This is a genomic window from Marinobacterium sp. MBR-111 (assembly GCF_040547585.1).
Classification (GTDB): Bacteria; Pseudomonadota; Gammaproteobacteria; order Pseudomonadales; family Balneatricaceae; genus Marinobacterium; species Marinobacterium iners.
This window is the reverse complement of the sequence record NZ_JBEPQA010000010.1, coordinates 51,513-66,712: the sequence shown is the minus strand read 5'-3', so window position 1 is coordinate 66,712 and position 15,200 is coordinate 51,513. Positions and strand designations below refer to the sequence as shown.

The window sequence follows — 15,200 nt, the reverse complement described above, 5'->3', positions numbered from 1 at the left end:
TCACTGTACCAGTCCTTTTTGCCATGGAGTCTGCGATGCTGTCACTGTCCATCGGTCCCTTTGCCATCTCGGCAGACCGCCTTGCCCTGCTGATCGCCTTTCTGGTTGCCTTGTTTGCCGGCTGGGTGAGCAGTCGCCGCGCTGGCAGAAATCCGGAAAGCACCCTGTTCATCACCCTGCTGCTGGGACTGATCGGCGCTCGACTGGGATTTGTGCTGCGGTATGCCGATGAGTATCTGTCGCAGCCTGTGCAGATCCTCGATATTCGCGACGGTGGGTTTTGGTGGGTCAGTGGTCTGCTCACCGGGTTGGCCTGCGCCCTGTTTTTCGGGCTGCGCCAGCCTGCACTGCGTCGCCCGCTCAGCATCGGGCTGGTGAGCGGCGCACTGTTCTGGGCCGCCACTGCACTGCCGCTGCAGTTGTTGCACAAAACGACTGAAGCGCTGCCGCCCTTGAGCTTCAACACCCTCAGTGGCGAGACCGTGAGCTTGCAGCAGTTCAGCGGTCAACCGATCGTGATCAACATCTGGGCCAGCTGGTGCCCTCCCTGTGTGCGTGAGATGCCGGTGTTGGCCGAAGCCCAGAGGTCATTACCGGATGTACATTTTCTGTTCGCCAATCTTGGAGAAGATGCACAGAGTGTGAAGGGATTTCTGCAGCAGCTGAATATCGAGCTGGACAACGTGCTGCTGGACCAGCAGAACCAGCTTGGGGCGCACTATGGCTCTCGGGCGCTGCCCACTACCCTGTTCATTGATGCACAGGGACGGTTACAGGATTCTCATCTGGGCGAGCTGTCAGCGGCCAGCCTGAGGGACAAGCTGACCGTCATTCGCGCTCAGCTACCCCAGTAGCGCACGTTGCCGGTATCGATATGAACAAAATTGGAGCTGGTGTAGAGGCCTACCCCACCAGCCTTCGCCTCGCAGGCGATTCGGTGCAGCTCTTTCAGCGATGTTCCGGGCAGGCGAATATCAATCGCCTTGCCCTGCATGTGCAGGCTCTTCTTGGCCACGCCCCCATTACCGTTGCTGCGCAGCTGGTTGTTGGTTTTCGGTGATCGGTAGCCGGACACGATCTCGAACGGATTGTTGATGTTGCCGCTCTCCACCCTGATGGTGTGCAACAGGTCCAGCAGCCGAGGATCAATTGGATGAATTTCGCCAGTGCGGAAATCACGCAACAGGTAGTTGATCTCATCCAGACTGGAGCTGAGGTAGCGCCCTTCTGCCCAGTACGTGGTTTTCAGTTGCTCACCGGTATGCAGATGGCTGAACTGCAGTTTACGCTCGAACAGAGGGCGGATATTGGCTGCCGCCTGTGGCACATGGAGGGCAGCTGCCGTCAGTGCCAGCCCGGTCAACAGACGGCGACGTTGACGACATTCCGGCGCCGTTTCGGCACCCGATCTGATCTGGCGTGGGGTGAACAGCATGCAGCACCTCGGAAAAAACTGACAACTGTATGATTAATAAACAAATCTGGTTGAATTTTACCCAATAGTCCTGCCATTGGCTACTGTTTAAGCACAGTTTGTGCCAGTGCACCCTGTTCAATCTTCGGATCAAGCACCTCCGGCAGAGGCCCCAATGCCTGCTGCAACTGCCAGTCCAGCCCGTACACATCGGGGTGATAGTGTCCCTGCTGTTGCTCATCCACCCAGACGGTCAGATAGACCAGATATACCGGCAGTGGCCGCTCAAGCCTGAGCGTGTGGGTACGGGAGGTATTCAGCGCCTGCTCCAGAGAACGCTCACCGAGCAGCCGCTGGGCAAGGTCTTCAATTTCGTCCACTCGAATACAGCCTGAGCTGAACGCCCGCTCGGTGGACTCGAACAGCGTCTGCTGCGGGGTATCGTGTAGGTAAATACTGTAGGGGTTTGACATGCCGAAGCGTATACGCCCCAGGCTGTTCAAGGGGCCGGGACGCTGCCGCAACAGGTACGGGAAATTTCGGCTCGACAGGCTCTCCCAGTCTATCCCTTCAGGGTCAACCGGTTGCCAGCTACCATCCACCTTCTGCAGTACCTCGATCTGCTGGCGAGCAAAATAGTCGGGATCCTTTCGCTGCTTGGGCAACAGATCCTCAACCGCCAGGCGGAAGGGCACCGTCCAGGGTGGGTGCATGATGAGGTGGTCCACGTCCGACTCGAACGACAGGGTAGGACGGTGCGGACGACCACTGATGATTCGGTATTGCTGTACCGCCCTGTCCTGCTCAACCAGTGTCATTGAGTAGGTCCCGGTTCTGACCAGCAGGTAACGTTCGCCCAGCTCCCTTGGCAGCCAGCGCCAGCGCTGCAGGTTGACCCGTACCTGTTGCAGCTGCTGCTCCGGCGAGCGCTGTAGCGCTGCGCGGGTCGCAGGTCCCAGAATACCGTCGGGTTCCAGTCCCTGCTGCTGCTGGAACGCCCTTACCGCCTCCACAACCAGTGGGGTATAAACCTCCTGCGGTTCAAACGAACTCTCTGCCGAATTCAACAGCTCCTTGCGAATCAACAACTCACGCACTCCCACAACCACAGAGTGGCTCGCCCCCGTGCGCAGCAGGCCATTCATGCTCAAGTCCGGCGCCACCCATGCCTCGCGATCAGTCCGCTGTAACAACTGTGTATAGTGTTCAACCAGACGTTGATATTCGGCTGACCGGGGCAGCAGTGCCTGCAGGGTTGCCTCCACCTCTTCTGTCGCGGATGCCTGCAGCAACAGGTCGACTGCATCAAGCGTACGTGGCTGGAAACGCCACAACCGATCATGCTCCTCGGCAGAAGGGGTTACGCCGGCCAAATCCCGCGCCAGACGCATGAAACTGTCACTCAACAGAAGGTCATTCAATACCGGTTCCGGGCTCATGGCTGATCCGGCCGAAAACGGCTGCTGCAGCCGCGAATACTGATAATTTGACGGATCAAGCCCATGTTGCAGTGATGCTCGAATCCAGTGCTCCAGCTCTTGCTGCATCATCGTTTTCGCTTCGCCACGCATGTTGCTCCACAGCAGTTGCCCGCCGGAGCGTTCATACAAAGACTGCAGCACCGGCCAATCAAGTCTGTCGGTTGCCGGCAGCTCACCCGCAGCCCCCGCCTGCAGCAGCTGCTGCAAATGCGTTTCAACCGACTCTGCGGCCTGTAACGGCATTGCGATCACACACAACAGCATTAGTGCAGACAGATGTGGACTCACAGCTCGCAGCATCTCAACCTCACCCGGTATTTGCCTTTCATCACTATAGCCTGTTTTCGGTTAGTGATATGCTAATACACCTTTACATACCCCGGCACCCGAGGGTTCTGGCGGTTATTTTCACGCAAGCCGTAATTGAAGGAGTCAAAGATGCAGAAATGGATAGGGGCTGGTGTACTGGTCGTGGTTGCAAGCGGTGGACTGGCCTGGCAGCAGGGCTGGCTGGGGGGCGCCGGAGGAGGCCCGACCGAGATGGCGGCACACGTACCGGCTGATACCGTTATGTACCTTGGCGGCAGTGCCGATCCGGGACTGGTGCAGCAAATGCGCAATATCCCGCTGATGCCGGTCTCACAGAGTGAGCTGAGCGAACTGATTCAGGAGCTGCAGAACGCAGGGGAAGACAGTCCCGCCGCCCGCTTTGCACGCCACCTGCTGGCCGATCTGCTTACCCACTCCACCACCTACGGTACACTGGTGGACCACTACGGCTTTGACTTGGCCAGTCCACAAGCGATCTACATGGACGGCCTGGTACCAGTGATCCGCATAGGGGTAACGGACGAAGCTGCCTTCTGGGCACCGTTGGATGAAGCCTCGGCCGCCAGTGGGCTTTCGTCCACTGACACACAACTGGGTGACACTACCGTACGCACTTGGCGACTCAATCCCGAAGATGATCGCAGCGTGGATCTGGCTATTCGTGTCAAAGACGGCGTTGCCACGATCAGTTTTTTCATCTATAGCGACGACCTGGCCGCCAAACGCCTGCGCATGGCTCTGGATCTGCCTGAGCAATCACTGGCTGACAGCGGCGAACTCCAGGAAATTCAAAAAACATATGGTCTTGACGAGAGCATGACCGCCTTCATCCACCTGGAACGACTGGCCCGTGGCATTCTGGAACCTGGCAGCAACTCGCTGGCACACCAGCTGCATCCGGTCATTCAAGCCTCATCCGGCAAGTCGATCGAGCAGCAGCTGGAAGCAAGCTGTCGCAACGAGCTGGTGGCGCTTATTGCACAGATGCCACGCCTGGTGGCGGGCAATATGGGTCCAACATCCGGCAGCGAATTGAACAGTCGTTCGGTACTGGAATTGAAAAACGGTGCCGTTGTGGAGAACCTGAGCAAGCTCAGAGGCCATATCCCGGCACACAGCCGTGAGGTCGACAACCAGATTCTCGGACTGGGCCTCGGTCTCAACATTGATAACCTGGTCCCTGCCACGACTGCTCTATGGAATCAGTTTACCCAAGCCGACTTCAGCTGCCCTCAACTGGTCAGCGCTCAACAGCAGATGGCGAATGTCAGCCCGGCAATGATGGGACTGTTTGCCGGCATGGCACAAGGCACATCTGGAGCCGGTTTCTCGCTATATGATCTGCAACTGAGCCCGACCCAACCGATTCCTGAGCAATATGACTTCCTGCTCAGTATCGCCACGGCCAACCCTCAGCCGTTATTGTCCCTGCTCAGCAGCACGCCATTTGGTCGTATGATCAGCATTCCACAGGATGGCAGCCTGAAAGAGCTGGATTTGTCGTTTGTTGCCCCTGGCATGAGCGTCAATGCTGGTATTCAGGGCAACCACATTGTCGTGTTCAAGGGTGAAAAGGCTCAGCAGGCCGTGGATAAGATCGGGGCAGAGTCATTGGACGCCAACGGGCTCAACAGCCTCAGCATCAATTATCCTCGTCTGGCAGATCTGGTAGATCAGATTCCAGCCCCCATCGCTGCACAAATGGATACCGGTACAGAAACCGGTTGTGTTTCTCAGGTGCAACTGTCCGAGCTGCTGCGTGCTCAAGCCGGCAGTATTGGTTACCACTCCGATATCAACGCTCAGGGCTGGGTGACCGATATGGATATGCGCCTGGCAACAGGAAACCGTGACGCCATCGACCCCGTCGGCAACTTTGTAGTGGTCGACAAAACCTTCGAATGTGAAGTGGGTGAAGAGGCTGGTTACGAAGAGATTCGCAAAGATGGTACAGGCCGCTATGTCTATGCCGACACCGACTGCGAGCTCTACCAGAGCAATTACAACTGGAGCATTGAAGGCCGTACAATGAAGATCAACACCATTGATGCACAGAGCCGTGAAAGCTGTGCCCAAGAGTGGGCGCCGGCCGAAGCGACCAACTCACAATGCCTGCTGATTTCGACTGACAATGGCTTCCGCTGCCTGTTCGACGGCGAGCAGGGCAAAACGTTGCTGCACTACATCCCGGAATAACCAGACTTGTGCACCATGCAAAACGCCGGGCAATTGCCCGGCGTTTCTGTTTTGGCTGTCCATTTAGCTCGGGCTTACACCACCTCCGCCAAATTGCCCTTCTGCTCCAGCCAACGCTTGCGATCGGGTGAGCGCTTTTTCGCCAGCAGCATGTCCATGATCTCCATGGTGTCGTCACCACTGTCCAGTGTCAGCTGTACCAGCCGGCGCGTATCCGGCGACATGGTCGTTTCACGCAACTGCAACGGGTTCATCTCGCCCAGCCCCTTGAAGCGCTGTACGCCGATTTTGGCGTTCTTGCGCTCGGCACGGATCCGCTCCACGATACCATCTTTCTCTGCATCATCGAGGGCGTAGTACACCTCCTTGCCGAAGTCGATGCGGTACAGTGGTGGCATGGCAACGTAGATATGGCCAGCGGACACCAGCGGACGAAAATGACGCACGAACAGTGCACAGAGCAGCGTGGCGATGTGCAGCCCATCGGAATCGGCGTCCGCCAAGATACAGATCTTGTTGTAACGCAGGCCATCCAGCTTGTCAGAGCCGGGATCGACCCCGATCGCTACCGAAATGTCATGGATCTCCTGTGAGCCCAGCACTTCGGCCGGATCCACTTCCCAGGAATTCAGAATCTTGCCGCGCAGCGGCATGATCGCCTGAAACTCACGGCTGCGGGCCTGTTTGGCGGAACCGCCCGCGGAATCACCTTCCACCAGAAACAGTTCCGACTGGCTGGCATCAGCACCGGAACAGTCCGCCAGCTTGCCGGGCAGCGCCGGGCCCTGGGTCACTTTCTTACGCACCACCTTGCGTCCGGCACGCAGCCGGCGCTGTGCGCTGGCAATGACCAATTCAGCCAGTTTCTCACCCTCTTCAACATGACGGTTAAGCCACAGAGAGAAGGCATCCTTGATCGCGCCGGAGATAAAGGCCGCAATCTGGCGTGAAGACAGACGCTCCTTGGTCTGACCGGCAAACTGGGGGTCGCGCATCTTGGCCGACAGGATATAGCAGCAACGGTCCCAGATATCATCCGGGCTCAGCTTGACGCCGCGCGGCAGCAGATTGCGGAATTCGCAGAACTCGCGCATCGCTTCCAGCAGACCAGTGCGCATGCCGTTGACATGAGTACCACCCTGAGCGGTGGGGATCAGGTTGACGTAGCTTTCGGCCGTGACTTCGCCACCATCGGCCAGCCACTGCACCGCCCATTCAACCGCATCCTCTTCCCCCTGCAGACTGCCGCTGAACGGCTCGGTGGGCAGGGTTTCATACACCTGAGTGGTGCCGCGCAGATAGGCGATCAGCCCATCTTCGTAATACCACTCTTCCTGCTCCTTCTTGCCGCCACTGTGGTCGGTAAAGGTCACCTTCAGGCCAGGGCAGAGTACCGCCTTGGCACGCAGGTTATGCTTGAGCCGGGTGACACTGAATTTGGGCGAGTCAAAATACTTGGGATCAGGCAAGAAGCGCAGGCTGGTGCCGGTATTGCGCTTGCCGCAGCTGCCGATCACTTCCAGCTCGGATACCTTGTCGCCATCGGCAAAACCGATGCGGTACACCTGACCGTCGCGCTTGATCTCCACATTGAGCAGCTTGGACAGAGCGTTCACCACCGACACACCAACCCCGTGCAGACCGCCGGAGTAGTTGTAGTTATCGTTGTTGAACTTGCCGCCGGCGTGCAGTTTGCACAAAATCAACTCTACCCCGCTGACGCCCTCTTCCGGATGGATATCCACCGGCATGCCGCGACCGTCGTCAGCCACACTGAGAGAGCCGTCTTCATGCAGGATGACATCGATCTGTTTGGCATGTCCGGCCAGGGCTTCATCGACCGAGTTGTCGATCACTTCCTGTGCCAGATGGTTGGGGCGGTCTGTTTCTGTGTACATACCCGGCCGGCGGCGTACCGGATCCAGGCCACTGAGCACTTCTATCGCATCGGCGTTATATTGCTTCGACATCGGGTGTTCCTGTTCAGGGGGCCGCAATCGGCAGCGCAACAGGCACGGGCAGTTCAACTCTGCCCTCGGCAAATGCCTGTACGGCCGGAATCAGCGCCTCAAAATGTTCAAATCCATGACTGCCGCCCGGCTGCACAAACTGCGCACAAGCGGCATATTTATCCACAGCTTCGCGGTAATCCAGTGTTTCATCACCACTTTGTACCAGCAACAGGTAGCGCGACGGGTCCTGCAACTGCGGGCAATCCAACACCAGCAGCTGCTCCAGATGACGCTCTGTCAGTTGATACTGTTCGCGGGTATAGAGGTTCGTGTTTTGTCCCAGCCACTCTTCCAGCAGCCGATACGGATAGACTGCAGGGTTGACCAGCACCGCTCGCAGCGCCGGATTGTGCTCCACCAGCCAGGTACTGTAATAACCGCCCAGTGAGCTGCCGATCAGCGTGACCGGCCCATTGGCCGCTGCAATCTCGGCTTCCAGCTGCTCAATCGCCTCGGCCGGCCAGTGCGACAGGGCTGGCACTCTCAGCTGAGCTGCGTGTCCCTGCCGCTCAAATGCTGCCTGCAGGCAGCGGGCCTTCCAGGACTGGGGCGAGCTGTTGAAGCCATGCACGTATATAAAAACCGGCGCGTTCATGAGGTTAACTCGTGTGGCAGCTGCAACGAATGGGCATCCACTTGACCGTCAGGATGGAGCCTGTACCAGCGCGCGCCCGGAGTGGCACGCGACGGATCTGTTTCCAGCTCGAACTGTTCACAGCCGGCACGAAACTGTACCACGGTCGAAGGCGCCGACCAGAGTGGACGTCCGGCAAAGCTCAGCAGCTGCAGTTGATGCAGGTGGCCACAGATCACACCACGTACATGAGGAGCGGCATCAACCAGATCAGCCAGCGCCGTCGAATTTCCTAGACGGATCGCATCCTGCCACACACTGCCGGTGGGGGTCGGATTGTGATGCAGTACCAGCAGTGTGGGTCGTTGCGGTGCCTGTGCCAACTGCCGCTGCAGCCAGTCCAGCTCGGACCGGCTCAGACTACCGCTGCCGCGGCCATCAGGTTCCGAGGTGCTGTCGAGTAACAGCAGGGTCCAGCTTCCGCTGTGGATAACTTTATGTCCCAGTTTTCCCGTGTGGTCAGCCAGCTGCATCGCGGCTGTTACATCGTGATTGCCGGGGATCCAGTGCACACAGAGGCTCAGTGGCGCCACAATTTGCAGCAGACGCTCATAGGCATCCGGTCCGCCATGGTGTACCAGATCACCGGTCAGCAGCAGATGGTCGAAGGGGGCAAACTCGGACTGCAGCCACTGTACCAGCCGGATCAGGCACTGATCTGCATCACGACCACGAAACAGCTCACCGGCCACCGGCGGCAGATGGCAGTCACTCAGCTGCAACAGCCGAGTCATTCGGCAAACACCTCTTCCAGTAACTGGCCGTGAGCCAGACAGTGGCTGAGCCATTCGTGCAGATAGGTATTGAGCTGTGCCTTTTCATCCGGCTGATGCATCTGCCGGTTGGGGTAGGGATATACCCCGGACAGCTGCCTCCGACGCATGCAGATCACTTCCGCAATGCGGGCATCGTGGTAGAGCCTGACCACCAGACGCGGTGCCTCCAGCCATTCGGAGACATTCTCGTACTGGTGGGAGACCAGCACGGTGGTGGTATAGGTAAAGCGCTCTTCCACCTGCAGCCGCACCAGTGCACGGTGGCCATCATGCACCAGCTGAAACTCGCGTTTGTCGCAGTAATCCAGGTCAGGCAGCAGCTTGAGCAAGCGCATGTAGTTGCCCTCGCCCACGGCCTGCTGACGTTTCAGGTTGGGGACATACTTACGCTTCATGACCCACTCCCGACCCTTTCAAACGGTCATGGTTGAGCTGCAGCCACTGTAGCGCAATAATTGCGGCCGCATTGTTGACCACCCGCTGCTGCACCAGCGCAAAGGCTTCAATGGCCGGAATCACATGCACCTTGATGTCTTCACCCTCTTCATCAAGACCGAATACGCCGCCCGATTCGGGAGCATCCACCAATGCGCAGAAAAGCTCGATCCACTCATCGCAGCCACCGGGACTGGGCAGATAACCTGTGATCGGGATCAACTCACCCAGTTCGATGCCAGATTCTTCGATACTTTCACGCCGGGCCACATCTTCCGGCGACTCTCCCGGCTCAACGATGCCGGCCACCAGTTCCAGCAGCCAGGGGGCATCCGTTTTGGTCAGTGCACCGGCACGGAACTGTTCCACCAGAACAACTGCATCACGGGCCGGGTCGTACAGCAGTACACAGACTGCATCACCACGGTCCAGCAGTTCTCGCTGAATACGTACCCGTCCACCCTCAAAACGAGGGTGACTGAGCGTCAACCGATGCAGGCGAAAGAATCCCTGATACAGCGGCTCATCCTGCTCCAGACGGACATCGGTCAGATTGAATGCGGGTTGCCAGACAGGGGCCATTACTCCACCTCAGCTCGCGTTGTTGGGATACGCGACTATACCACCGGCAGACAGCAGACCCCAGCCCTGCCGGGATTCAACCGCGAAGGCGCAGCTTCGGTTGACGCATGCGCTGGAAAAGTTGCAGCGCGGCCTGTCCCGAACGCACATGCAGCGGACGTCGGATCTGATCCGGTCGCAGCAGCGGCTGTGGGCATGTAGAAGGCATGCCCAACAGGAACCCTTGACCCAGGCCTATCCCCATCTGCTGCAGAGCGCGCATCTCTTCATACCGCTCAATGCCTTCCGCCAGTATTTGGCAGCGCAGATTACGCCCGATCCGGCCAATTGACTGCACGAACTCACGCTTGACCGGGTCACGATCCAGGTCACTGATGAAATGTTTGTCGATTTTGACGAACTCTGGCTGCAACTCGGACCAGAGGCGCAGACCGGAGTAGCCGGCTCCAAGATCATCAATCGCAATCTGAAAGCCCATGCTGCGGTAGTGTTCCACCGCCGCCCGCGTCAACCCCTGATGGTCGAACGGATGCTGCTCGGACAGCTCGATTACGATCGATTCCAGCGGAATATCCAGCTGACGCAACAAGTCGGCAGTAAAACCATGCTGGTGGTCCGGTGAGCTGAGCAGGGACGCGGTTACGTTCAAAAACAAAAGCCCACCCGGCTTCAATTCAGCAAAGCGGGCCAGCGAGCACTTGCGACAGAGCAGCTCCAGCTGCAGTTGATGGTCATGACGGATAGCGGCCTGAAACAGGCGCGAAGGTGCATGCAGTATGCTGCCGCGGGGGCCACGAATAAGTGCTTCATGACCAATCGCCGTCCCGCTGCGCAGGTCCATGATCGGCTGGAATACGGGCTCCAGCAATTCCAGACGCAGAATTTGCTCAAGCTCGGCCCGTTCTGCCGCCAGCAGCGTGGCGGATGGTAAGGGTGGCGGTGTGGACATTGGGCTCCCCGGTCGATCGTAATGATAGCCGGGCAAGCCTATTGCATCTTGATGACACTTGAATGACAGTCTGGATCGCTGCTTCAGACTCAGGACTGGGCAGCAGCCAGTGCTCTCAGCTGCTGAATTTCATCCTCCCAGATTTCCGGCTCGATGGTTTCCAGTACCAGCGGTATACCCTCGAAACGACTGTCACGCATGATGTATTCAAACGGCGCCCAGCCGATCTCCCCCTGCCCCAGACTGTGGTGGCGGTCGATGCGGCTCTCCAGCGTCCCCTTGGAATCGTTCAAGTGCATGCCGCGCAGGTATTCAAAACCGACGATACGTTCGAACTCGGCAAAGGTCTGCTCGCAGGCTTCTGGGGTTCTCAGGTCATACCCGGCAGCGAAGGTGTGACAGGTATCGAGGCAAACACCCACACGGGACTTGTCCTCAACCTGGTCAATGATCGCCGCCAGCTGCTCGAAGCGAAAGCCCAGGTTGGAGCCCTGCCCGGCGGTGTTCTCGATAACCGCTACAACATTCTCGGTCTTGGACAGCGCCAGGTTGATCGACTCAGCAATGGTCGCCAGACAAGTTGTCTCATCGACTTTTCTGAGATGACTGCCGGGATGGAAGTTCAGCAGTCTCAGCCCCAGCTGCTCACAGCGCTGCATTTCGTCCAGAAAGGCTGCACGGGATTTTTCCAGAGGCTCGGCTTCCGGGTGGCCGAGATTGATCAGATAGCTATCGTGGGGCAGGATCTGGTCGGCACTGAACCCCAGCCGCTCACAGTTGGCTTTGAACACCTTGATGCTTTTGCTTGTCAGCGGTTTTGCATCCCAGCGGCGCTGGTTCTTGGTGAACAAGGCAAAGGCGTTGGCACCGATTTTGGCCGCATTCAGCGGCGCATTTTCCACCCCGCCGGCTGCGCTGACATGGGCTCCGATGTAGTACATGCTGTCCCCTTACAGTTTGCAGGCGCCGCCAAGGCAGTCGTCAAAGTCCATCGACGCCAGTTCTTCCTTTTCGGCATGCTGCGTCTTGATGCGGCTGAGCAGATCGGCTTCGACGGCATCCTGACTGGCACCGGCGCGGTTGAATACATTCAGCAGGGCAGTCAGTTCTTCCAGAGTCAGTTCGTGCATGGGAGTATCTCCAGTGTGTAAATGGCATTAACAGGGCTGCAGCTGATCCACCATCAGCTGCAGGGTACGCTGACCACGAAACTCGTTCACGTCCAGCCGATATACCAGACGCAGTTTCTGTACCGACTCATTGGGCCAGCGCAGGGTGTCTACATTGAAGGCGATCGCATCCAGTGCCTGAGCACCACCTTCGGGCATCACCACCAGTTTGAGGTGACGCTGACCGACGATACGCTGCTGCAGCAGATGGAAGCGGCCCTCAAACAGCGGCTCGGGGAAATGGTGCCCCCAGGGGCCGGCGTTGCGCAGAGCCTCGGCCAGCTCCATGCTGAAGGCGCTTTCCGGCAACTCGCCATCGGTCAGAATGCGCTGGGTCAGATCCTCGGCGTCCAGCTGACGCCTGACCTCGGCATCAAAGGCGTCGCGGAAGGCATCCAGCTGATCTTCCGCTATGGTGAGCCCTGCGGCCATGGCGTGGCCACCGAATTTCTTCAATAGCCCCGGATGCTTGGCTGCCACGGCATCGAGCCCGTCACGGATGTGGAAGCCGTTGATGGAACGGGCCGAGCCCTTGACCTCGCCGGCATCACCGGGGGCAAAGGCGATCACCGGGCGATGAACCCATTCCTTGATGCGGGAGGCCAGAATGCCGATTACGCCCTGATGCCAGCTCTGATCATACAGGCACAGACCAAAGGGCAGCGCCTGATCATTCAGGCTCAGCCGACCCAGCAACTCCAGTGCCTGCTGCTGCATCTCCTGTTCGATGCCACGCCGCTCACGGTTGAGATCATCCAGCGACCGGGCCATTTCCAGTGCCCGCTCGTAATCATCCTCCAGCAGACACTCGATACCGATCGACATGTCTTCCAGCCGCCCCGCCGCGTTCAGTCGCGGGGCGATGGCAAAGCCCAGATCACCGGCCACCAGTCGTTCACGGTTGCGCCCGGACACTTCGATCAGCGCCAAAAGCCCGGGGCGTGCCTGTCCGGCACGGATACGCTGCAACCCCTGCCAGACCAGCGCCCGGTTGTTGCGCTCCAGCGGTACCACATCCGCTACGGTGCCCAGTGCCACCAGATCCAGCAGGCTGGCCAAATTGGGCGCCTGTGCCTTGAACCATCCGCGTTCATGCAGGGCACGACGCAGCGCGATCAGCACATAGAAAATCACCCCCACTCCACAGGTGGACTTGGCAATGAATTCACAGCCAGGCTGATTGGGATTGACGATGGCACAGGCCGCAGGCAGCTCATTACCCGCCAGATGGTGGTCGGTTACGATCACATCGATGCCAAGGGCGTTGGCCCGAGCCACACCCTCAATGCTCGAAATGCCGTTATCCACCGTAATCAGCAGGTCTGGCTTGTGCACTGCCGCCACATCGACAATTTCGGGGCTCAGGCCGTAGCCATATTCAAACCTGTTGGGCACCAGATAATCGACTTCAGCAGCGCCCAGCATGCGTAACCCCAGCATTGCCACCGCAGTACTGGTAGCCCCGTCGCAGTCGAAGTCACCCACAATCACGATTGACTGGCGCTGCTCCAGCGCCTGCACCAATCGTTCCACTGCTGCGGCCATGCCTTTCATGCGGTTGTCCGGCAGCAGTTCCTGCAAGCGACGGCCCAGCTGTTCTGGATCCTCAATGCCACGCGCGGCATACACGCGCGCCAGCACCGGATGCAGAGCCTTCAGGCCCGGGTGGCTGGGATCAACCTGCAGGGGACGCTGTTGAATCACCGGTTCAGTCATAGTGCCATATCAACCTCTGTGACATGCGGGAAATGCACAAACAAAAAGGCCCGCCGTCAATGCAGCGGGCCCCGTGCCCGGCCCGAGCGGACCAGGTATGGCAGGCTCAGCCGCGGTGGGCGTTATCAGCGATATACTGCTGAACCACGGACAGATCGTTAGCCAGCACTTCAAAGCGTTCGTCACGCTCAAACAGGTCTGCCATATGGGCCGGCAGCTGAGGCGATTCCAGCCCCGCCTTGACGACCGGCTCCGGGAACTTGACTGGATGTGCAGTCGCCAAGGTGATCATCGGCACCGATTTGTCACGCCAGCATTCGCGAGCAGCCTTGACGCCAATCGCGGTATGTGGATCGAGCAGGTAGCCAGTTTCGGCATGCACGTCACGGATCACGTCACAGGTAGTGGCGTCATCAATGGCGTGGCTGTCGAACAGCGTACGCACCTTCTCCCAACGCGCCGGATCCAGCTGCACGGATTCCTTCTTGAAACGTGCCATCAGATCGGCAATTTCGGCACCGTCACGGCCATAGACATCAAACAGCAGGCGCTCGAAGTTGGAGCTGACCATAATATCCATGGAGGGTGACAGGGTGTGCACCAGTTCGCCTTTGGACATGTCATTACCGCTGATCACGCGGTGCAGGATGTCGTTGCGGTTGGTGGCGACCACCAGCTGCTCGATTGGCAATCCCATCTGCTTGGCCAGATAACCGGCAAAGATATCACCGAAGTTGCCGGTGGGCACCGAGAAGGAGACCGGACGGTGCGGGCCGCCAACAGCCAGTGAAGCCGAGAAATAGTAGACGATCTGGGCCATGATGCGGGCCCAGTTGATCGAGTTAACAGCACCCAACTTGAGGCCATTGAGGAAGCCCTGATCGGCAAAGCTATCCTTCACCATCTCCTGACAGTCATCAAAGTTGCCTTCCAGCGCGATGTTGAACACGTTGTCGGCCTTGATGGTGGTCATTTGACGGCGCTGCACTTCCGATACACGGTTATATGGATGCAGGATAAAGATATCCAGATGTTTCGAGTGACGGCAGCCTTCGATGGCGGCAGAACCGGTATCACCGGAGGTGGCGCCCATGATGACCAGACGCTCGCCGCGCTCAGCCAGCACATGGTCCATCAAGCGGCCCAGCAGCTGCAGGGCGAAGTCCTTGAATGCCAGGGTCGGACCATGAAACAGTTCCAGCACCCACTCATTGGTGCCCAGCTCTTTCAGTGGTGCCACGGCACTGTGGTTGAAACCGTCATAGGTCTCGTCGATCATCCGCTTCAGATCGGCATCCGTGATGCAGTCATCCACAAACGGCTTGATCACCTTGAAGGCCAGTTCGGCATAGGACAGACCGGCCCAGGAGGCGATCTCGTCCCGGCTGAAAGTCGGCAGGGTTTCCGGCACATACAGGCCGCCGTCACTGGCAAGACCTGCCAGCAGCACATCCGCAAACTTCAGTTTAGGCGCCTGGCCACGGGTAGAAATGTAATTCATTGCTC

At 58.5% G+C, this 15,200-nt stretch carries 14 protein-coding genes; 2 read left to right on the top strand and 12 right to left on the bottom strand.

What is annotated here, in order from left to right; genetic code table 11:
* Nucleotides 1-35: 35 nt before the first annotated feature.
* Entirely contained in the window at nt 36-854 is an 819-nt protein-coding gene (locus ABIE61_RS09180) for a prolipoprotein diacylglyceryl transferase family protein (protein ID WP_354408739.1), read from the top strand.
* Here ABIE61_RS09180 and mepK read toward each other — a convergent pair.
* Both mepK and ABIE61_RS09170 read right to left on the bottom strand, forming a co-directional pair.
* Nucleotides 839-1,435: a peptidoglycan L,D-endopeptidase MepK gene (gene mepK, locus ABIE61_RS09175; RefSeq protein WP_354408736.1), complete on the bottom strand. Its 597-nt coding sequence runs from the start codon at nt 1,433-1,435 to the stop codon at nt 839-841. The genes ABIE61_RS09180 and mepK overlap by 16 nt on opposite strands.
* 80 nt (nt 1,436-1,515) lie before the next feature.
* Entirely contained in the window at nt 1,516-3,195 is a 1,680-nt protein-coding gene (locus ABIE61_RS09170) for a L,D-transpeptidase family protein (protein ID WP_354408733.1), read from the bottom strand.
* A gap of 138 nt (nt 3,196-3,333) precedes the next feature.
* Between ABIE61_RS09170 and ABIE61_RS09165 the strand changes: the two genes are divergently transcribed.
* Entirely contained in the window at nt 3,334-5,421 is a 2,088-nt protein-coding gene (locus tag ABIE61_RS09165; RefSeq protein WP_354408731.1) for a hypothetical protein, read from the top strand.
* Between the two features lie 74 nt (nt 5,422-5,495).
* Here ABIE61_RS09165 and parE read toward each other — a convergent pair whose 3' ends face one another.
* The 10 genes from parE to thrC form a co-directional block, all read right to left on the bottom strand.
* Complete coding sequence (parE, locus tag ABIE61_RS09160; RefSeq protein WP_091822682.1) at nt 5,496-7,391, bottom strand: DNA topoisomerase IV subunit B; 1,896 nt, start codon at nt 7,389-7,391, stop codon at nt 5,496-5,498.
* 13 nt (nt 7,392-7,404) lie between these two features.
* Nucleotides 7,405-8,028, bottom strand: a complete 624-nt coding sequence (locus ABIE61_RS09155; RefSeq protein WP_091822685.1) for a YqiA/YcfP family alpha/beta fold hydrolase — start codon at nt 8,026-8,028, stop codon at nt 7,405-7,407.
* On the bottom strand, nt 8,025-8,801 hold the full coding sequence (locus ABIE61_RS09150) for a metallophosphoesterase (protein ID WP_354408729.1): 777 nt from the start codon (nt 8,799-8,801) through the stop codon (nt 8,025-8,027). Before ABIE61_RS09150 ends, ABIE61_RS09155 begins: the two co-directional genes overlap by 4 nt.
* The gene (locus ABIE61_RS09145) at nt 8,798-9,238 is read right to left on the bottom strand and encodes a DUF1249 domain-containing protein (RefSeq protein WP_354408727.1); all 441 of its coding nucleotides are present in this window, start codon (nt 9,236-9,238) and stop codon (nt 8,798-8,800) included. Before ABIE61_RS09145 ends, ABIE61_RS09150 begins: the two co-directional genes overlap by 4 nt.
* The gene (locus ABIE61_RS09140; RefSeq protein WP_091822692.1) at nt 9,228-9,860 is read right to left on the bottom strand and encodes an NUDIX domain-containing protein; all 633 of its coding nucleotides are present in this window, start codon (nt 9,858-9,860) and stop codon (nt 9,228-9,230) included. Before ABIE61_RS09140 ends, ABIE61_RS09145 begins: the two co-directional genes overlap by 11 nt.
* A 76-nt stretch (nt 9,861-9,936) precedes the next feature.
* Nucleotides 9,937-10,809, bottom strand: coding sequence for an EAL domain-containing protein (locus ABIE61_RS09135; RefSeq protein WP_206838728.1), 873 nt, complete (start codon nt 10,807-10,809; stop codon nt 9,937-9,939).
* An 89-nt stretch (nt 10,810-10,898) separates the two neighbouring features.
* A complete protein-coding gene (nfo, locus tag ABIE61_RS09130) occupies nt 10,899-11,750 on the bottom strand; it encodes a deoxyribonuclease IV (protein ID WP_354408722.1) in 852 nt (283 codons plus the stop codon).
* 9 nt (nt 11,751-11,759) lie between these two features.
* Entirely contained in the window at nt 11,760-11,939 is a 180-nt protein-coding gene (locus ABIE61_RS09125) for a hypothetical protein (RefSeq protein WP_091822701.1), read from the bottom strand.
* A 27-nt stretch (nt 11,940-11,966) separates the two neighbouring features.
* Nucleotides 11,967-13,694, bottom strand: a complete 1,728-nt coding sequence (recJ, locus tag ABIE61_RS09120; RefSeq protein WP_354408720.1) for a single-stranded-DNA-specific exonuclease RecJ — start codon at nt 13,692-13,694, stop codon at nt 11,967-11,969.
* Between the two features lie 106 nt (nt 13,695-13,800).
* A complete protein-coding gene (gene thrC, locus ABIE61_RS09115) occupies nt 13,801-15,195 on the bottom strand; it encodes a threonine synthase (protein WP_354408717.1) in 1,395 nt (464 codons plus the stop codon).
* Nucleotides 15,196-15,200 lie beyond the last annotated feature (5 nt).